This is a genomic window from Plantibacter auratus (assembly GCF_050587365.1).
Taxonomy (GTDB): Bacteria; Actinomycetota; Actinomycetes; order Actinomycetales; family Microbacteriaceae; genus Plantibacter; species Plantibacter auratus.
Genome location: NZ_JBOBFV010000004.1, coordinates 117,188 through 133,892 on the forward strand (window position 1 = coordinate 117,188; position 16,705 = coordinate 133,892).

22 protein-coding genes are annotated in these 16,705 nt (G+C 69.4%); 11 read left to right on the forward strand and 11 right to left on the reverse strand.

The annotated features are described in order from the left end of the window. Positions 1-242: 242 nt before the first annotated feature. Both ACQ3HE_RS15660 and ACQ3HE_RS15665 read left to right on the forward strand, forming a co-directional pair. Positions 243-743 carry a DUF2510 domain-containing protein gene (locus ACQ3HE_RS15660; RefSeq protein WP_430893387.1) on the forward strand — a complete coding sequence of 167 codons (501 nt, stop codon included), beginning with the start codon at positions 243-245 and terminating at the stop codon, positions 741-743. A 119-nt stretch (positions 744-862) separates the two neighbouring features. Further along, positions 863-1,621, forward strand: coding sequence for an MmpS family transport accessory protein (locus ACQ3HE_RS15665; protein ID WP_159875912.1), 759 nt, complete (start codon positions 863-865; stop codon positions 1,619-1,621). Positions 1,622-1,718: 97 nt separating this feature from the next. Here ACQ3HE_RS15665 and ACQ3HE_RS15670 read toward each other — a convergent pair whose 3' ends face one another. The 4 genes from ACQ3HE_RS15670 to ACQ3HE_RS15685 all read right to left on the reverse strand — a co-directional run bounded on the left by ACQ3HE_RS15670 (position 1,719) and on the right by ACQ3HE_RS15685 (position 4,252). Beyond that, complete coding sequence (locus ACQ3HE_RS15670) at positions 1,719-2,276, reverse strand: OsmC family protein (protein WP_430893388.1); 558 nt, start codon at positions 2,274-2,276, stop codon at positions 1,719-1,721. 120 nt (positions 2,277-2,396) lie between these two features. After that, on the reverse strand, positions 2,397-2,738 hold the full coding sequence (locus ACQ3HE_RS15675; protein WP_430893389.1) for a hypothetical protein: 342 nt from the start codon (positions 2,736-2,738) through the stop codon (positions 2,397-2,399). A 106-nt stretch (positions 2,739-2,844) separates the two neighbouring features. Continuing rightward, positions 2,845-3,372: a cytochrome C5 gene (locus tag ACQ3HE_RS15680; RefSeq protein WP_430893390.1), complete on the reverse strand. Its 528-nt coding sequence runs from the start codon at positions 3,370-3,372 to the stop codon at positions 2,845-2,847. A gap of 55 nt (positions 3,373-3,427) precedes the next feature. Then, positions 3,428-4,252 carry a class I SAM-dependent methyltransferase gene (locus tag ACQ3HE_RS15685; protein ID WP_430893391.1) on the reverse strand — a complete coding sequence of 275 codons (825 nt, stop codon included), beginning with the start codon at positions 4,250-4,252 and terminating at the stop codon, positions 3,428-3,430. Positions 4,253-4,530: 278 nt separating this feature from the next. Between ACQ3HE_RS15685 and ACQ3HE_RS15690 the strand changes: the two genes are divergently transcribed. The 4 genes from ACQ3HE_RS15690 to ACQ3HE_RS15705 all read left to right on the forward strand — a co-directional run bounded on the left by ACQ3HE_RS15690 (position 4,531) and on the right by ACQ3HE_RS15705 (position 8,093). Beyond that, on the forward strand, positions 4,531-5,640 hold the full coding sequence (locus ACQ3HE_RS15690; RefSeq protein WP_430893392.1) for a DNA alkylation repair protein: 1,110 nt from the start codon (positions 4,531-4,533) through the stop codon (positions 5,638-5,640). Between the two features lie 301 nt (positions 5,641-5,941). Further along, the gene (locus ACQ3HE_RS15695; RefSeq protein ID WP_430893393.1) at positions 5,942-6,757 is read left to right on the forward strand and encodes a CPBP family intramembrane glutamic endopeptidase; all 816 of its coding nucleotides are present in this window, start codon (positions 5,942-5,944) and stop codon (positions 6,755-6,757) included. Between the two features lie 4 nt (positions 6,758-6,761). Next, on the forward strand, positions 6,762-7,349 hold the full coding sequence (locus ACQ3HE_RS15700) for a TetR/AcrR family transcriptional regulator (protein ID WP_430893394.1): 588 nt from the start codon (positions 6,762-6,764) through the stop codon (positions 7,347-7,349). A 96-nt stretch (positions 7,350-7,445) separates the two neighbouring features. Then, positions 7,446-8,093: an NADPH-dependent F420 reductase gene (locus ACQ3HE_RS15705; RefSeq protein ID WP_430893395.1), complete on the forward strand. Its 648-nt coding sequence runs from the start codon at positions 7,446-7,448 to the stop codon at positions 8,091-8,093. Positions 8,094-8,168: 75 nt separating this feature from the next. Here the strand turns inward: ACQ3HE_RS15705 and ACQ3HE_RS15710 are convergent, their stop codons facing one another. Together ACQ3HE_RS15710 and ACQ3HE_RS15715 are read right to left on the reverse strand one after the other, a co-directional pair. Then, positions 8,169-8,645 (reverse strand): GNAT family N-acetyltransferase, encoded by a 477-nt coding sequence (locus ACQ3HE_RS15710; protein WP_430893396.1) that lies wholly within the window; start codon positions 8,643-8,645, stop codon positions 8,169-8,171. 436 nt (positions 8,646-9,081) lie between these two features. Beyond that, positions 9,082-10,038 carry an alpha/beta fold hydrolase gene (locus tag ACQ3HE_RS15715; RefSeq protein ID WP_430893397.1) on the reverse strand — a complete coding sequence of 319 codons (957 nt, stop codon included), beginning with the start codon at positions 10,036-10,038 and terminating at the stop codon, positions 9,082-9,084. Positions 10,039-10,122: 84 nt separating this feature from the next. Between ACQ3HE_RS15715 and ACQ3HE_RS15720 the strand changes: the two genes are divergently transcribed. Beyond that, positions 10,123-10,263: a hypothetical protein gene (locus tag ACQ3HE_RS15720; RefSeq protein ID WP_430893398.1), complete on the forward strand. Its 141-nt coding sequence runs from the start codon at positions 10,123-10,125 to the stop codon at positions 10,261-10,263. A gap of 31 nt (positions 10,264-10,294) precedes the next feature. Then, entirely contained in the window at positions 10,295-10,753 is a 459-nt protein-coding gene (locus tag ACQ3HE_RS15725; protein ID WP_430893399.1) for a hypothetical protein, read from the forward strand. Between the two features lie 257 nt (positions 10,754-11,010). On the opposite strand, the gene ACQ3HE_RS15730 is transcribed toward ACQ3HE_RS15725, so the two are convergent. Continuing rightward, positions 11,011-11,307 carry a helix-turn-helix domain-containing protein gene (locus tag ACQ3HE_RS15730; protein WP_430893400.1) on the reverse strand — a complete coding sequence of 99 codons (297 nt, stop codon included), beginning with the start codon at positions 11,305-11,307 and terminating at the stop codon, positions 11,011-11,013. A gap of 111 nt (positions 11,308-11,418) precedes the next feature. On the opposite strand from ACQ3HE_RS15730, the gene map reads away from it, so the two are divergent. Together map and ACQ3HE_RS15740 are read left to right on the forward strand one after the other, a co-directional pair. Further along, positions 11,419-12,195, forward strand: coding sequence for a type I methionyl aminopeptidase (gene map / locus ACQ3HE_RS15735; RefSeq protein ID WP_079706538.1), 777 nt, complete (start codon positions 11,419-11,421; stop codon positions 12,193-12,195). Between the two features lie 61 nt (positions 12,196-12,256). Then, complete coding sequence (locus ACQ3HE_RS15740; RefSeq protein WP_430893401.1) at positions 12,257-12,757, forward strand: hypothetical protein; 501 nt, start codon at positions 12,257-12,259, stop codon at positions 12,755-12,757. A 3-nt stretch (positions 12,758-12,760) separates the two neighbouring features. Here ACQ3HE_RS15740 and ACQ3HE_RS15745 read toward each other — a convergent pair whose 3' ends face one another. Further along, positions 12,761-13,513: an SDR family oxidoreductase gene (locus ACQ3HE_RS15745; protein ID WP_430893402.1), complete on the reverse strand. Its 753-nt coding sequence runs from the start codon at positions 13,511-13,513 to the stop codon at positions 12,761-12,763. A gap of 27 nt (positions 13,514-13,540) precedes the next feature. Next, positions 13,541-14,185: a hypothetical protein gene (locus tag ACQ3HE_RS15750; protein WP_430893403.1), complete on the reverse strand. Its 645-nt coding sequence runs from the start codon at positions 14,183-14,185 to the stop codon at positions 13,541-13,543. Positions 14,186-14,494: 309 nt separating this feature from the next. On the opposite strand from ACQ3HE_RS15750, the gene ACQ3HE_RS15755 reads away from it, so the two are divergent. Continuing rightward, positions 14,495-14,740 (forward strand): hypothetical protein, encoded by a 246-nt coding sequence (locus tag ACQ3HE_RS15755; RefSeq protein ID WP_430893404.1) that lies wholly within the window; start codon positions 14,495-14,497, stop codon positions 14,738-14,740. A 37-nt stretch (positions 14,741-14,777) separates the two neighbouring features. On the opposite strand, the gene ACQ3HE_RS15760 is transcribed toward ACQ3HE_RS15755, so the two are convergent. Together ACQ3HE_RS15760 and ACQ3HE_RS15765 are read right to left on the reverse strand one after the other, a co-directional pair. After that, positions 14,778-16,040, reverse strand: a complete 1,263-nt coding sequence (locus ACQ3HE_RS15760) for a GNAT family N-acetyltransferase (protein WP_430893405.1) — start codon at positions 16,038-16,040, stop codon at positions 14,778-14,780. Positions 16,041-16,304: 264 nt separating this feature from the next. Then, complete coding sequence (locus ACQ3HE_RS15765; protein WP_430893406.1) at positions 16,305-16,655, reverse strand: cupin domain-containing protein; 351 nt, start codon at positions 16,653-16,655, stop codon at positions 16,305-16,307. Between the last annotated feature and the right edge of the window lie 50 nt (positions 16,656-16,705).

Sequence of the window (16,705 nt, forward strand, 5' to 3'; positions counted from 1 at the left end):
TTCTCGAGCAGCGCTGGACAGTTCGCTGTTTCCCAGGGCTGATCAGGTAGCTCTACACGCCCTGACCCACACCAGGGGATAACCCCCTCTTCGAAGTTGGTCGCATGCCCTACATTGGGACTGATGTCCCCCACAGTGCGGACATCAGACTGAACACACAGGGGGCCTCACGGCGTGAACCTGACTTCGCCGCCTGCCCGCTGAACCTCCCGCCGGCGCATGCCATCTCCGAAAGCACCTCGATGACGCTCGTCCCCCAGCAGCCCGGACACATCCCGGCAGGTTGGTACCCAAACCCGCAGCGACCCGGTCAGCAGCAGTACTGGGACGGCACCGCCTGGACCTCGGCCGTCGCACCGCTCGCTCCGACCGGTCCGACGCCGATGCTTCCCGCACCACCGCAGTACGGAGCACCCGCGGCTCCGGCCGCGCATGCGCCCATGCCCTACAACCACCAGCCCTACCCGGCACCGGTCCCGTACGCCCGTCCGCTCAAGGAGAGCGGAACCGGCTACCTGCTGGCGATCCTCCTCGGCGGCTTCGGTGCGCACCAGTTCTATCTGGGTAATGTCGGCGCCGGCATCGGCTTCATCGCACTCTGGTGGGGCGGTTGGGCACTGAGCCTGTTCGGCATCGGCTTCGTCGCGATCCTCGCCGCCTTCGTGTGGTGGATCATCGACCTCTGCACCATGCAGTCGCAGGTCGACACCGCCAACCGACGCCTCATCGCGTACCCCTACTGACCCGCCCGGCATCCTGGTCGCGCACGCAGCACTGACCAGGCGCCCTCACACTCGCTTCCCCGCACCACCGACCGACGACAGCACGTCGGCCGACCACACCGCAGAAAGGCACCACCACCATGTCCTACCCCGAGCAGCCTCCGTCACCGCAGGAACCCTACGGTCAGCAGCCATACGGCCAGGCACCCCAGGGCCAGCAGCCCTATGGCCAGGCACCCTACGGCCAGCCCGGTTTCGGCCAGCCGACGCCGCCGCCCGCGAAGACCGGCAACGGCCTCGGACTCGCCGCCCTCATCATCGGTGTCGTCGCGCTCATCGGCGCGTTCATCCCGTTCGTGAACTTCGTCTCCGGCTTCCTCGCCTTCGTCGGCCTGGTGCTCGGCATCATCGCCCTCTTCCTCAAGAACAAGTCGAAGGGCCTCGCCATCGCGGGCACGGTCCTGTCGCTCATCGCGATGATCCTCAGCATCATCCTCGCGATCACCTACACCGCCGGGTTCGCCGGCGCCGTGAGCGAGGGCATCAAGACCGCACAGGCCGAGTCGTCCGCTGAAGCCGACCGCGACGTCACCGTCGTCTACGAGGTCACCGGCACGTCCGCCGCATCGTCGATCACCTACATGACGTTCACCGACGGCAACAGCGGCACCGAGCAGGCCAACGACCAGGCGCTCCCCTTCACCAAGGAGTTCACCATCAAGGCCGGTGGCACCTTCGACTACAGCTCCTTCTACGTCATGGCGATGAACGGTGCCGACGACGCGGGCGACATCTCCTGCAAGATCACCGTCGACGGCAAGGTGCTCGCCGAGAACACCTCGACCGGCGCGTACGCCTCGGCGTCGTGCTCCGCCTCGAGCATGGACCTCAACGAGTAGTCACGTCGCCCGTCGTCGTTCAGGACCCCACCAACCCGCCCCGGCCGGTTCGTGGGGTCCTGTCGTCGAGTGACCGGGATGAGCCGTTCGGCCCCGATCACCCCTTCGAGACGGTGATCTCCACCGGCGTCGGGTTCTGGAACAAGTCGAGCACCGGGCAGTGGGCATCGACCGCGGCGCGCAGCTCCTGGTAGCGGTCCTCGGTCTCGGGGCCGGTGATGCTGATGTTCAGCCGGATCGTCGAGAACCCCGCGCGAACCTCGTCAGTGATACCGAAGAGGTTGCGCACGTCGAGGTCGCCCTCCGCATTGACACTGATGTCGTCGACTTGGATGCCCAACGCACTCGCGTAAAGGCGATAGACGACGATCTGGCAAGAGATGAGCGCTCCGAGCGCGAACTCGACCGGGCTCGCCGCCACATCGTCCCCGGCCAGCGCGGCAGGCTCGTCGACGATGAAGCGGTGCTTACCCGCGGCTATCGCACTCGCGACCGAGCCCTCGCCGGAGCCGGAGACGCGGTAAGTGAGCGCCGCGCTCGATGGCGCGGAGGCGATCCGCTCGGACCAGGAGGCGCCCGCGGCATCGAGGCGGTCCGCGCGCTCGGTCGCAGAGATGTTGGGGACGGTAGCGAGGTCGTTCGTGAGGAGAGTCATGCGGACAGTGTCGGCGGTGTGGGCGGCTCCTGGCCAGCGCCCGATGACACAACTCGTCACGAAGGCGACGGCACGAGCCTCAGGGGGCGGAAACGTCGCAACTGACGGGGCGGCTCGCAGTCAGTACCGCCACTCCCAAACGGGATTCGTCGACAGCTCGAAACCCAGGACCATGATGGCGACGACTCCGGCGCCGAGCGCAGCAAGCAGCGCTCCTCGCGCGACCGATCGCGGACGCACGGCGCAGATACCGGCGGCGACAGCGACGACCGCGAGGAGAAACACCGTGGTGAGCAAGCCCGGCGGGTCGAGTTCCAGGACCTGGCAGCTCCCCGGATAGGACTCGCGGCAGCCGCCGTCGAAGTTCGCGACGAACAGCAGGATGAGCGCGATGTAGAGGGCGGTCAGGCCGAGGCCCACCCAGAGGACGGGTTGTCGAACGATGCGTGTCACCGAGCCCATGTCAGCCCTTCGACAAGCTCAGGGACCGGGGATGTGCAGGTCACGGACACCCCTCCGACACGCTCACGGATCGGAGGAGACACTGGCCCAGCGACCGACGCCGCACTCACATCGAGAGGCGGCGCACGAGCTCCTCGACGGTCGAGAACTTGATCGACTCGACACCCTCTTCGTCGTCCTCGTCGGGCTCGACCTCGACGGCTTCGAACGCGAGGTCGGCGTCGAGCTGCACGAGCACTGAGCTGTCGGGGAACTGCTTCGGCGCGTCGAACGAGAGCAGCACGGCGTCGATGAAGACGATCACCGAGCGCAGCACGAGGTCGTCACGGAGGTCGGCGGTCTCGATGACTTCGTCCGACTCGACGGCCTCTTCGATCTCCGACGCCACGCGGTCGAGCAGCACCTTCCACTCCGCCGTCGGCGTCGACAGGATCCGCTGTGCCAAGTCGGCGAGCGCCGCCGGCTCCGGCTCGCCCTCCTGCTCCTCGGGCTCGGGGTCGACGTTGAGCATGACCTCGGCGTCGATCGCGTCAAAGCGGGCGAGCCCGTAGACGAAGGTGTCCTCGATCTCCGGTGAGGCGACGAGGCCCCGACGCGTGAGTTCTTCGGCCAGGGCAGTCAGCGATGCAGTCATGCGCGCCAGGCTATCGCGACCGGGTGAACGGAGGCGGAACATTGGTCGGCCGCCGCTACTCCTTAGTGGCGTAGATCCGGAACCGGCGCTGCGTCACGGTGATGGGGGCTGCGGCGTTCAACTCGGAGAGTCGCTGAGCATGCGCCTCCACGGTGAAGTCAGGAGCGTCCCACGGGACGAGGCCGATGTAGGTGACGAGAGCGACAGCATCCTTGAACTGCATCGATCCCTCCCAGTGGTCGACCTGGTCGATCCGCATCCCCACCTCCCGCAGGGCCTCCGCGTGGGCATCGACGGTGACATCGGGGTGGGCGTACTCACTCCCGAACCATTCATGGATCTGGGGCGCGTCGAAGCCGTCAACCTGTTGGGTCAGGAACCTGCCGCCGGGGGCCAAGACGCGGGCGACCTCGGCCGCGTCGTAGGACTCGTGCCGAGACATCACCAGGTCCTGGCTCTGGTCGGCGAGGTCGAGGACGTCGCCGGCATCCGAGTCGTACTGCAGGACCGCTACACACTGGGGCGCGAGTCGCGCTCGCGCGACCGGGACGTTGGGCTGCCATCCTTCAGTAGCGACGACCAGGGGCGGGCGTGCTGACTCCCGGGAGAGCGACTCCAGGAGCGCGGACAACCGCTCTCCGCCGCCTGTTCCCAGATCCACGGCTCCGATGCGTGAGTCACGCAGCGCGTGCAGGCAGTCGGCTTCGAAGTCCCACCATGGACTGTCAGAGATCAGCGCGTCGTCCAACCGCGAGAAGTCCCATCCGACCATCTGGGCTTCGGCATGTGCCGCGTTGAGTCGTTCGAGGAGGTCGTGATCAGCTCCGTGGAGCCCGCCGCTGAGCTGCGGGGAGTGCTGTTGTCGGTCGCCGATCGTCACGTTCCGAGTCTGACACTGGGCCGGTTGGGTGTCGAACCGACCTCGTTGATGGCGTCGGAAGTGCCGAGTGCCGCGGCGTCCAACCCCGCTGAGTTGCCTGAATGTGTTGCGAATCGGGCGAGTTTGGAACAGATTCGGGCGACTCAGCACAGGTGGCGACGCCCAAGCATCTTGAGTCGCCTGGATCTGTCGCAGATTGCGCGGATTCGGAACGCATTCGGGCGGCTCAGCACAGCCCGAGCCCTTCACCTGTCAGCGGCACAGGCCATGATCGCCGTATGCCCTTCGCAGACGAGCTCCTCGGCACCGCCGTCGCCCGCACCCTCACCCGCTCGCTCCAGGAGACCGCGCCGGGCAACCCGTTCGACACCACGGCCCACGCAGCCGAGCACCTCGACGGTCTCGCGCTCCGCGAGCGCGCCGACCTCCTGCGCGACGCCCTGCTCGAGGACGTTCCGGGCGACTACGCGACGCTCGCCGGCATCATCCGCACCGCCCACGCATCGAACCCCGCGTTCACCGGCTGGCTGATCTGGCCGGTGACGAGCGCCGTCGCAGCCCGTGCTGTCGACGAGGGCACCCCCGATGCCTTCGACGATGCCATGCGACTCCTCGCCGAACTCACCGAGCGCCTCAGCGCCGAGTTCGCCATCCGCACCCTCCTGCGCCACGATCTCGACCGCGCGCTCGCCATCATCCTCGACTGGACCGCCTCCGACAACGAGCACATCCGCCGCCTCGCCAGCGAAGGCACCCGCCCCTACCTGCCGTGGGCCGTGCGCGTGCGGGAGATCGTCGCAAACCCGGGCGTCACCGTCCCGATCCTCGACGCCCTCTACCGCGACCCGAGCGAATACGTTCGCCGGTCCGTCGCCAACCACCTCAACGACCTCAGCCGCGACGACCCCGACCTCGTCGTCGCAACTGCCGACCGTTGGCTCGCCGACCCCGACGCCAACACCCCGGCGCTCGTCCGCCACGCGCTCCGCACGCTCGTGAAGCGCGGCAACCCGGGTGCCCTCGCGGCCCTCGGCTTCGGCGCGGCGACGACGGAGGTCGAGGGCTTCGCGGTCGACAGCGCCCACATCCCGTTCGGCGGAACGGTCCGATTCGTCGCGACCGTCCGCAACACCGGCACCGAGACGGCCCGCCTCGCGATCGACTACGTCGTGCACCACCAGAAGGCGAACGGCTCGCAGACCACGAAGACGTTCAAGCTGACGACGACCGAGCTGGCCCCCGGCGAGCACATCCTCCTCACCCGGGAGCACTCGTTCCGCGCGATCACCACCCGCCGCTACCACCCGGGTGCGCACGGGATCGCGCTGCAGGTGAACGGGATCGCGACCGAACCGCTGGCGTTCGAGTTGCTGCCGCCGGTGGAGTGAGGCGAGCGTCACCACGGCCGAGCCCCGGTCCGTGAGCTTGTCGAAGGGCGTTTCGCGTCCGGCGCCCGCGCTTGTCCAGGAGCGCTCCTATCCCCGGTCCCTGAGCTTGTCGAAGGGCGCACTTCGACAGGCTCAATGACCGGCGGGGGCTCAGTGAGCGGAGGGCGCACTTCGACAAGCTCAGTGACCGAGGAGGGTGCTCAGAGACCGGAGGGAGCTCAGCGGCGGACTGGGCGGGCCGCTCCGCACCCGACCGCATCCGGCAGCCACGCCAATCGGAATACACATGTATTCTTTCCGCGTGCCCCCTCTCTCTTTTCCCGCCTCCGCACCCGATCTGATCAGCGACCACCCCGCCGCGAGCTGGCCCGTGCGCACACCGTGGCTCACCGCCATCGCCTTCGCACTCGTCCCCGTGGTGTTCACGGCCGGCGCGTCAGCAGCAGCGCAACTCTCCGGGGCGAGCGAGGCCGGGGCAGCCCTCGTCCTCGCCGCCGGAGCAGCCGTCTCCGCGATCCTCGGCCTGGTCGTCATGCGCCTGTCGCCGTCTCGAGTCCGCGACTACGGCTATCGGCGTCCGCGGCGAGCGCGCGCCGCACTCTGGTTCATCCCGGCGGCAGCCACCGTCCTGATCATCCTCGGCACCCAGGGCGTCCGCGTCGACGCACCGACCGTCGCGGCGTATGGGGTCCTCGTCGCCGCCGTCGCACTGAACGAAGAGACCTGGTTCCGCGGCATCGTGTTCGCGATCCTCCGCGCACGCAGCACCCGCGCGGCCCTCGTCGGCAGTTCCGTCCTCTTCGGCGTCCTGCACCTGGCGAACCTCGCTGGCGGCGCAGACGTCGGCTCATCCATCCTGCAGGTGGCGTTCGCAGCACTGTTCGGCCTCGTCGCCGCCCAGCTCCTCGTGCTCACCGGCAGCCTCTGGCCCGCGATCGCCTGGCACGCCGCTTGGAATTTCGTCAGCTTCATCGGCGGCGACGCGACCGACAGCCGGTCGCTCGTCGGACTCGGCGCGGCCTGCCTCGTCATGCTCGGCTATGCGGTGTTCCTCGGTCGGCGGACGCCATCAAGGCCAAGCGGGACAGCAGCGACCGGCTCCCCAGCCCTACCCTGAGAACGTGGACCTGACCGACCGCCAAACCCAACTCGCCGACGCGGCGCTGCGGATCGTCGCACGGTCCGGCCTGGGCGCCCTCTCCTTCCGCGCCGTCGCGAGTGAGGACGACTGCTCGCTCGGTTCCGTGCAGAAGGCGTTCCCGAGCAAGCAGCGGATGGTAGCGGCAGCGTTCACGCGACTCCGCGACACCTCCGCGCCCCTGCCACCCGGCGAACCGGGCCGCCCGAACCTGCGACAGTGGCTCGTCGACCTGTTCATCGGCGTCCTCCCGCTCGACGAACCACGCCGAGCCGCACACCGCCAGGGCGAGGTGTTCGCACAGGTTGCGCTCGTCGACCCGGACATCGCTGACGCCATCGCCGAGAGCGACACCCGACTCCGCGGCCTCATCGCCTCGCTCGTGGCACGCGGGCGCGCGGAGGGCGAGATCCCGACGTGGGTCGATCCCGACACCGCCGCTTGGGCCGTCTGGGCGCTCGCGGGCGGCGTCGCCTCCCAACTCGGCTACGACCCGGAACCCGAGAGCGAGGTCCGGAGCAGACTCGATGCGGCGATCGGCGCGCTCCTGGGCGTCGCTGCCACCGACTGACGACCGGACCACGCGACCGGACCGCCGCGGATGAACGTCCGCTGAGAATCGGCGAGCGCAGGAATGTCCCACCCCGCCGGAACCGTTCCCCTGAACATGACAACCATCGGAATCATCGGTTCAGGAAACATCGGCTCTCAGCTTGCACGCCTCACGGTGGCGCAGGGTCACGACGTCATCGTGTCCAACTCGCGCGGACCGGAGACGCTCACCGACCTCGTCTCGGAGCTCGGCGAGCACGCCACCGCCGGCACCGCCCTCGACGCGGCCGAGCGTGGCGACATCGTCATCGTCACCATCCCGTTGCACGCGATCGACACCGTCCCCGTCGCACCGCTCGCGGGCAAGGTCGTCATCGACACGAACAACTACTACCCCGAGCGCGACGGCCACATCGCCGAGCTCGACGAGGAGACCACCACCACGGCCGAGATGCTGCAGGCGCACCTCCCGGAGTCGCAGGTCGTGAAGGCGTTCAACCACATCTACGCAGCCGACCTCACCACCAAGGGCAAGCCGTCCGGCACCCCGAACCGCCGGGCCCTCGTCATCGCCGGTGACGACGCCGACGCGAAGGCCACCGTCGCCGCACTCATCGACTCCTTCGGGTTCGAGCCCCTCGACATCGGCGCGCTCTCCGAGGGATGGCGCATCCAGCGCGACACCCCCGGCTACGGTCCGGACGTCGACGCCGACAAGCTGCGCGAACTCGTCGCCGAGGCCAAGCGCTACCGCGACATGTAAGTCACGCCGCATCGCGAATCGCCCCGAGTGGTCGTCCAGGAGGTCCTGGTACGACCACTCGGGGCGATTCGTCGTTCAGTGGCCCGGTGGGTCGGCCCGCCATTCGAGGAGCAGCGGCGCTTCCTCGAACCCGGCGCGGCGGTAGACCGGCGCACCCGCGTCGTTCGAGCTGACGGAGACCCGGCCGATGTCGCGAGCTCGTGCGGCGTCGAGGAGTCCGTCGACGAGACGGCCGGCGATGCCGCGACCACGGAACCCCGGGCGGACGAAGACGCTCTGCACGTCGCCGGTCAGCCGGCGGAGGGCCCCGATGTTGGGTGCGCGGGAGAACACGACGAGCCATGCCATGCCGACGAGCTGATCGTCGACCTCGGCGATCAGGCACACCCGGGAGTCGGGGTCGACCGCGATCCACGAGACGAGGTCATGTGCGAACAGCGCCCGTTCCCAGTCGGCGAGCGGGGCGGCGGGCGGCGACATCATGAGCTTCAGCTCGGCGAGCCCGGTGGCATCGGCTGGCGTGGCGACGCGGATCACGACCTCGGGTTCCATGGGTCGAGTGTGCCACGGGCCGCTGTCATGGCTGGGAAGTGGTGAGTCCGGGGTGCCCTTCGACAGGCGGATCCTGAGCCTGTCGAAGGGCAGGGAGCGGAAAGGTGGCTCGAGCGGAGGGACCGCCGAGGCACCAGTGACCCGGAACCGAGTGACGGTCACTGAGCTTGTCGAAGTGCACACGAAGGGCGCCCGCCCGGACGAAAGCCTCCGCGCGGGAAAGCCGGACTCGTGGGCCCTTCGACAGGCTCAGGGAGCGGGATGGTGTCCGAGATGGAGGCCGCCGCCGCTAGCCGAGTGACCCGGGGCCGGGCTCCGTTCGCCGACCCTGCCGAGGTGCTCGAGGGCCCTTCGACAAGCTCAGGGACCGGTTAGGCGCGCAGGGTCCGGATAGACGCGCCGGGACCGGCTATGCGCTCAGCGAGCGGGGCTGGCCTCAGGGACCCAGCGCCGCGAAGCGGTCCAGCGCCGCACGCAGCACGGCGCTCTCCTCGGCGCCGCCGTGGCCCTCGGTCTCGACGATCGTCAGCTCACTCGCAGGCCACAGCTGATGGAGGCGCCAGGCGGTCGCGGCCGGTCCGCTGATGTCACGTCGGCCGTGGACCAGCGCTCCGGGGATGTGCGCGATGCGGTCCATCCGCGACAGCACCGCCCGGTCGCCCGCGAGGAAGCCGTCGTGACTCCAGTAGTGGGTGACGAGCGTCCCGAACGCCTCGCGCACGGTCGCGTCGGCGAACAGCTGGCCGACGCGTTCGGGGTGGTCGAGTGACACGTGCGCACTCTCCCAGCGGTCCCAGGCGGTCGCGGCGTGTGTGCGGTCCGTCGCGTCGCCCTCTCGAAGACGGCGCGCATAGGCCTCGACGACCCGCTCGCCGTCCCGCCGGTCGCTGTCAGCTTCGAATTGCGCCCACTCCTCGGGGAAGACGCGGCCGACGCCCTCGGTGATCCAGTCGACCTCGTCGCGGCTCGTGGTCGTCACCGCGACGAGCGCCAGCGCGATCACCCGATCGGGATGCTCCTGCGCGTAGGCCAGTGCGAGGGTCGTTCCCCACGAGACTCCGGCGACCACCCAGCGCTCCACACCCGAGGCGACTCGCACCGCCTCGATGTCGGCGATGAGTCGCTGCGTGGTGTGACCGGCGAGCTGGTCACGGGCGTCCACGATGTTCGGCAGGCTGCGGCCGCTCCCGCGCTGGTCGATGCCGATGAGGCGGTACCGCGACAGGTCGAAGTGCGAGAGGTACCAGCCGGAGCCGAGCGACCCGCCGGGGCCGCCGTGCAGCCAGAGCGCGGGAACACCGTCGGGGGTGCCGGACTCCTCGACGAAGATCGACGCACCGCCCTCCACGTCGACGAAACCGGTGGTGTGCAGGTCGGCTAGCTCCTCGGTCATCCGTGCCACGCTACACAGCTCGGGTCCTGCGTGCAGGCCCTTCGACAGGCTCAGGGACCGGGGAGAGGTGCGGCGGGTTCGAACGTGTCCCTCTTCATCCCGATCATCGTCATCCTCGACGGGTGGGTCCGTGTCGTCGGCCCCGTCTTCCTCGGGATCGTCGCCATCGCCCTCGCCAGCCGCGAGTCGGCCGTCGCGGCTGCCGTCCGGGGGCAGGAGTCGTAGGCTGTCGGGAATCGACATCGGGGGACGTCACATGCACCGACGCATCGCAGGAGGACTCATCGCACTCACACTCGCCGGCGGACTGAGCGCCTGCACCGGCGGAGTGACGAGCTACGCGGACCTCGAGCGCGACCAGGCCGACAAGGATCGGCTCCCGGCGAGCACCATCGGAGCCGGCAGCGACGACCCGTTCACGATCGACGCCGACTCGACCCGACTCGTCGCCGTCCAAGGCGACACGGAGATCTTCCTCGCGTCGGCGACCGAGCAGGGTCAATCTCGGATCTGCATCATCGTGTTCGCGGAGACCCAGCCGTTCCGAGCCTGCGGCAGCGGTGACCGCGTCGGCATGAGCGACAGCGTCAACGAATACACGGTGCTCTCCGACGCCGTCGTCGACACCGCGCTCGACCCCGCCGAGGACTGGACGAAGATCAGCGAGAACGTCTTCACCCGCCCGGTCCAACCGACGACGAGCGACACGCAGTAGCGATCGTCCTCCTGACAGCAGGAGTACCGCCCTGCAACAGGACACATGGGACGCGAGTGTCCTGCTGCCGCGCGGACGTCCGGTTCCCGCGCCCTTCGACAAGCTCAGGGACCGGCGTGGTGCGTCGAGCAGACACGGCCGCGCGATTGCGTGGGCCCTTCGACAGGCTCAGGGACCGGCGCGGCACGTCGGGCGGATACTGCCGCGGGATTGCATGGGCCCTTCGACAAGCTCAGGGAACGGGAGCGACCGGGGAGCTAGGAGACGAGTCGCTCGCGCAGGCGTTCGCCGGACGGGGCAGTGTCCCGCCGGGTCGGGCTGATCGTCGCCCAGAGCTCGTCGAGGGACAGGCCGAGCACCTCGGCGATCGCGGCGATCGTCGAGAACGCCGGCGTCGCCACCCGGCCCGACTCGATCTTCCGCAGCGTCTCCGGCGAGAGGCCGGCATCCAGGGCGATGTCGAGCATCGAACGCTCACCTCGGGCCTCGCGCAGGAGCGCACCGAGGCGCTGACCGCGTTCGACATCGGAGGGGGTGAGCGGGAGGCGGACCATGCGCCCAGTGTAGTACGGGATAGTTTGACCGGTATAGTTATTGGTCGAGCGCCGTTCGCGGCACGAACACCACCGCACCACGAACGCAGCACGCCGATGGAAGGGCCCCGCATGATCGAGATCTTCACCCCCACCGAGGTCGCGAAGGCACGTCGCACCGGCGAGCTCGTCGCGAACATCCTCCACACGCTCAAGCACCGCGTGACGGTCGGCACCAACCTCCTCGAGATCGACCGCTGGGCCAAGGCGATGATCCTCGAGGCCGGCGCCGTCTCCTGCTACGTCGACTACGCCCCCTCCTTCGGTCGCGGACCCTTCGGCCACTACATCTGCACCGCCGTGAACGACGCCGTCCTGCACGGCCTCCCCCGCGACTACACGCTGGCCGACGGCGACCTCCTCACCCTCGACCTCGCTGTCCTGCTCGACGGCATCGCCGCCGACTCGGCCATCAGCTTCGTCGTCGGCACGGCGACCCCCGAGGACCTCGCGCTCATCGAGACCACCCAGGAGGCCCTCGCCGCCGGCATCGCCGCCGCCAAGCCGGGTGCGAAGATCGGCGACATCTCCTTCGCGATCGGCACCGTGCTGCGTGGCGCCGGCTACCCGGTCAACATGGAGTTCGGCGGCCACGGCATCGGCACGACGATGCACCAGGACCCGCACGTCTCGAACGACGGACGCGCCGGCCGCGGCTACAAGTTGCGCCCGGGCCTGCTCCTCGCGATCGAGCCATGGGTCATGGCCGACACCGACAAACTCGTCACCGACGCCGACGGCTGGACCCTCCGCAGCGTGACCGGCAGCCGCACCGCCCACAGCGAGCACACCATCGCGATCACCGAGGACGGCGCCGAGATCATGACGCTGCCGACGGTCACATTCTGAGCACCTGAAGGTCTGTCGAGCGCACTCGACCGGCCCGGCACACCGTGTTTAGGCTGGTGACATGACCGACGATCGCCGCACGGTCCTCCGGGGCCGGTACCTGAGCCTCGGACTCGGCGAGCTGTTCGCCGCCGTCGTGTTCATCTGGGTCGCGTTCGTCTCGGCGCTGCCGTTGTTCGAACGATCAACCGATGCGCTCGCGTTCTGGTCGGCCCTCGCACCGCTGCTGGTGATCCTCGTGCAGGCCGGCGTCTACTGGCTGGCCGCCCGGCGGTGGGTCAAGCAGGGCACCATGCCTCCTGGACTGGCCGCCACCTACCGCGGGTTCCGCGTGCTCGACGCGGCCCTGCTGCTCGCCGGACTCGTCGGCATCATCGTCTGGTTCCCCGCCCACCCCTTCGCAGCCATCGGCATCCCGTTCGTCTGGCTCCTGGGTGTCATCGAGTACGTGAACTACTTCGTCGTCCGGCTCGCCTACCCACCGTCCGTGTGGTTCAAGCGGATCGGCGAGTGGCGTACGCCTCGACTCCTGCAGGACGTCCGGGCGGCTCAGCGGAGCTGACGCTCAGCGAGCGGCGCTGAGCCCGTCGATCCACTGCGCGAAGGTCTGCACACCGCGCTGCGCTTCTGGCCCGGCGAGGGTCGTGCCGTCGCGCATCGCCGTGCCGAAGCCGCCGGGCAGCGGGATCTGCACGACCGGGCCGCGGATGCCCGTGGCGGCGGTGTAGGCCTTGACCATCGCGGTCATCCGCAATTCCTCGGGGCCCGCGAGATCGGCCGGGCGCCCCTGCGGTTCGCCCTCGGCCAGCTCCACCAGGCGCTCGGCGACCTCGCGCGCGGCGACGGGCTGCGAGGTCATCGTCGGCACCATCGTGACGGGGCCGAAGCGGAAGCGCTCGACCATCTGCTGCGCGAACTCGTGGAACTGCGTCGCTCGGAGGATCGTCCACGGGATGCACCCGCCGGTGATCAGCTCCTCCTGCAGCGCCTTGCCGGCGTAGTAGCCGAAAGGGGCCCGGTCGCTTCCGACGATCGACAGCGCGACGTGGTGGGGCACGCCGGCAGTGCCCTCGGCCTCGAGCAGGTTGCGGGTGACCGCCCCGAAGAACTGGCGCGACTGCTGGGCGGACTGCGTGGCAGTCGACGTCACGTCGATGACGACGTCCGCGGCCTCCAGCCGCTGCGCGAGCCCGGCTCCGGTGGCGAGGTCGACGCCGGTGGCACGCGACAGCACGACCACCCGGTGTCCGCGCTCCTGGGCCACCGCGACGACGTGTCGCCCGACCATCCCGCTGCCTCCTGCGACGACGATCTTCATGCGACACTCCCTTCTGCTCGACGGATGTCACTCTATCGGCGGGAGGAAGCAGCCGTTCTCGACCGTGATCCGCAGCACGTCGGCATCGGGCCGGAGCTCCCGTTCGAAGATGATGGCGTCGTCGCGGAGCTGCGCCGACAGCTCCAGCTCGCCGGGTGAGGGCACGATGAGCTCCGACCGGAACTCGTCCGAGTCGGCCGCGAGTTCGAGCGGCGGCGCGTACCCGTTGATGAGGTCGACGAGCACGGCGCGACTCGTTCCGACCGGCAGCTCGACCTCGACGGCCATGCGCGCCAGCTTCGTGGCCCGACCGGACGGCGCCAGACTGCTGCAGGGTGCCTCCGAGGCCTGGGGCGAGAACGCGAACGGCTGCCCGCCCGTCGCCGTGTTGACCATCTGCCCGAGGAGGTCTGCAGCCACGGCGAACACCTCGTCTCGGGCGGGAAGCTCGTCGTCGCGCTGAGGAGCGCTCGGGTCGATCGCCGGCGTCTCGGGCACCGTCGAAGCACGATCACCCCGCGGCTCCCCGACCTGACCCGTGCAGGCGACGATCACCAGCGCGAACACACTCAGCTGGGCGACCACCGCGACGACGATCGCCATGATCGAGCGCCGCCCGAGCGACCGGGAACGGCGCCCTGGCGGCGCCTCCGCGCGCGCATCGGTGGTCATTTCGTCCGGGATCGTGTCCACGCATACTCCTGTCTGGCCGTGTGTCGCGACGATGGCCGTCGCGATGCTGCAGCGACGGTATCGATCGGGAGCCGGTCGACGGCTCGGCAGTTGGTGGGCATGACGCGGCGAGCGCGGATCGGGCGCCTGTGGAGCGGCGTCAAGCGTGTGCGCCGCCGACGAGTTGCAGGCACGTCTACCACGGTGTATAACAAATCTGCACTTCGAGATACAGATCCGGATCCGACCGATCAGCCGTTCCCGAAGCGCGCCTCCCATCCGAACCCGACCAGGAACCACCCGACCCCGATGACGACCCTGCAGCACCCAGCCACCACCGGCTCCATCCCCACCCCACGCCCGCAGCTCGCGGCACTTCCCCGCACCCTGCGTCGCAGCATCCCGGCCGAGCAACGCCAGCTGTTCCGCACCCTTGCCGCCACCATCGGCGGCTTCTGCCTGTTCACCGGCCTCGTCGGTGCGGCCATCACCGGCTGGATGGTGCTGCTCGGCCTTCCGGCCGCGGCGATCCTCCTCGGCGCAACCGCTCCCTGATCGATCGGCCGAGCTATCTCACCTTGGCGGGTAGCCCTTAGAAGTGCGTCCGCAGGAAGGGCGCCTGCTCCGTCGCGAAGGCGAGGTCGAGCGCTCGCACCGCCTCCGATGACCCGGTGATGAGCCCGGCCTCGGCGAGCGCCGACACACGCGGGCCGCCGAGGAGGACGGCCGACAGCTCGTTGATGGTGAGGCGCACAGCGTCGTCGGTCGACTCCGGCACGTCGCCCAGGCGTTCCGCGACCGCGGCACCGTGCTCGTCGATGCGGAGCGCGAACCGACCGCCTGCGAGTCCGAGGGCGTCCTCGACGTCGAGCAGGTGCTCGCGAGGTTCGGATGCCCCAGGGACGGTGAACCGGCGCGCACCGAGCACGGTCGGCACGTCGACGATGCGGAGCCAGAGCGAGTCGGCTCGCGCGGTGGTCTTGACGGCGCGGCGGTCGACGAGTCGCCACTGGATGGTTTCGACCGTCGGAGCCTGGTGGAAGGTGACCTTCGTGGTGAGGCTGATCCCGGTGAGGTGCCGCCAGAGCGCGTAGCGGGCCTCCGGGGTGGTGGCGACGAGGTCGTCGACGACGATCGTCCCCCACTCCTCGCCGACGCGGTAGAGCGCGTAGCCCTGCGGTTCGCCGTCGGCGTCGTCGTAGCGGAGGGCGAGCGTGTCACCCTCGCCGTGGCTGAAGTGGCGGATGGTCACCTCACGGAGGGCCTGCTTCCACCACGCGACCCCGCGGTCGATGTCACCGGTGCTGCGGGAGCGTTCGAACAGCCCGGGCGCGACGGTGGCGAGCGAGCGCGGGTCGAGCGTGTGGACGCGGCCGGCGGGCGGCGCACCCCGCCAAGCGACGCGCTTGGGGTCGACCTCGTGCGTGAACTCCCAGGTCGCCGGGGCGAAGCCGTAGCGACCGTAGATGGTCGCCTCGCTCGCGGTGAGCGCGACGACTGCGGCACCGGTGGCCTTCGCGTGGTGGAGTCGGTTCTCCATCAGTGACCGGGCGATCCCCCGACGTTCGTGCGAGGTGGAGACGGTCACCTCGGTGATGGCCAGGGCGCGGACGGAGCCACCGGGGATCGACAGGGCGGTCGGGAAGGAACCGAGCGTGCCGACGGGGACCAGTGGTTCGGCCGCGGTGTCGTCGTAGACCCCGAGGATGGAGCTGCCGACGAGGAGCTGACGCCGCTCGGCACGCACCGCCACGTCGGTATCGGGCTTCGAGAGGAAGCCGCGGGACGCTGCACCCCACCAGAGGTCGAGGGCGGCGTGGTCCGTGTGGTCGAGCTCGACGGTGCGCAGGTTCATGCGACAAGCCTATTGGGGCCGCGGTGACGGACCCGGTCGGAGAAGGAACCCCGGTCACTGAGCCTGTCGAAGTGCACACCGAGAACACCGCCCAAGAGAGGAGGTCACCCCGGAGCCCTTCGACAAGCTCAGGGACCGGATGAGGCTGAGCTCAGGGACCGGAGTGGCCGGAACGCAGGAGATCGGCGCGAGAGCAGGACGGGCGGGCACGAAGCGTCCTGCTGTCGGGCGGATGTCCTGCTGTCGCGCCGCGAGGCGCGCGACTCAGGCGACGTAGACCTTGCGGAGGGTCTCGCGGACGGTCCAGGTGGTGCGGGCGCCGGCGGCGAGTCGGCCGATGGAGCCGGCACGGAGCTCCAGCGACGGGGTGCCGTCGGCGAAGTCGACGGTCGCCTCACCGGAGAGGACCACGAACACCTCGTCGATCTCGGTGTCCTGCACGACGCCGACACCCAACTCCCAGACGCCGACCTCGGTGTCACCGACGGCCGTGAGGGACAGGATCCCGCTCCGCGGCGACCCCGAGACCACGTCCGCTGGCGCGAGCGGGTTGTCGGCGAGCGCCACGTCGGCACCCTGAAGCACCGTGTTGGGAGCGAGCAGGTGGTCGGTCATGAGGTACCTCTCTGAGCAAGAAGGAGACGAGCGGGTTCGGCGCAACCCGA

Coding starts and splice junctions, on each gene's coding strand:
- ACQ3HE_RS15665 (WP_159875912.1), top strand. CDS start 863: ATGTCCTACCCCGAGCAGCCTCCGTCACCGCAGGAACCCTACGGTCAG.
- ACQ3HE_RS15765 (WP_430893406.1), bottom strand. CDS start 16,655: ATGACCGACCACCTGCTCGCTCCCAACACGGTGCTTCAGGGTGCCGAC.
- ACQ3HE_RS15715 (WP_430893397.1), bottom strand. CDS start 10,038: ATGACCGAGGAGCTAGCCGACCTGCACACCACCGGTTTCGTCGACGTG.
- ACQ3HE_RS15745 (WP_430893402.1), bottom strand. CDS start 13,513: ATGAAGATCGTCGTCGCAGGAGGCAGCGGGATGGTCGGGCGACACGTC.
- ACQ3HE_RS15725 (WP_430893399.1), top strand. CDS start 10,295: ATGCACCGACGCATCGCAGGAGGACTCATCGCACTCACACTCGCCGGC.
- map (WP_079706538.1), top strand. CDS start 11,419: ATGATCGAGATCTTCACCCCCACCGAGGTCGCGAAGGCACGTCGCACC.
- ACQ3HE_RS15690 (WP_430893392.1), top strand. CDS start 4,531: ATGCCCTTCGCAGACGAGCTCCTCGGCACCGCCGTCGCCCGCACCCTC.
- ACQ3HE_RS15750 (WP_430893403.1), bottom strand. CDS start 14,185: ATGACCACCGATGCGCGCGCGGAGGCGCCGCCAGGGCGCCGTTCCCGG.
- ACQ3HE_RS15755 (WP_430893404.1), top strand. CDS start 14,495: ATGACGACCCTGCAGCACCCAGCCACCACCGGCTCCATCCCCACCCCA.
- ACQ3HE_RS15740 (WP_430893401.1), top strand. CDS start 12,257: ATGACCGACGATCGCCGCACGGTCCTCCGGGGCCGGTACCTGAGCCTC.
- ACQ3HE_RS15760 (WP_430893405.1), bottom strand. CDS start 16,040: ATGAACCTGCGCACCGTCGAGCTCGACCACACGGACCACGCCGCCCTC.
- ACQ3HE_RS15705 (WP_430893395.1), top strand. CDS start 7,446: ATGACAACCATCGGAATCATCGGTTCAGGAAACATCGGCTCTCAGCTT.
- ACQ3HE_RS15660 (WP_430893387.1), top strand. CDS start 243: ATGACGCTCGTCCCCCAGCAGCCCGGACACATCCCGGCAGGTTGGTAC.
- ACQ3HE_RS15730 (WP_430893400.1), bottom strand. CDS start 11,307: ATGGTCCGCCTCCCGCTCACCCCCTCCGATGTCGAACGCGGTCAGCGC.
- ACQ3HE_RS15680 (WP_430893390.1), bottom strand. CDS start 3,372: ATGACTGCATCGCTGACTGCCCTGGCCGAAGAACTCACGCGTCGGGGC.
- ACQ3HE_RS15710 (WP_430893396.1), bottom strand. CDS start 8,645: ATGGAACCCGAGGTCGTGATCCGCGTCGCCACGCCAGCCGATGCCACC.
- ACQ3HE_RS15675 (WP_430893389.1), bottom strand. CDS start 2,738: ATGGGCTCGGTGACACGCATCGTTCGACAACCCGTCCTCTGGGTGGGC.
- ACQ3HE_RS15670 (WP_430893388.1), bottom strand. CDS start 2,276: ATGACTCTCCTCACGAACGACCTCGCTACCGTCCCCAACATCTCTGCG.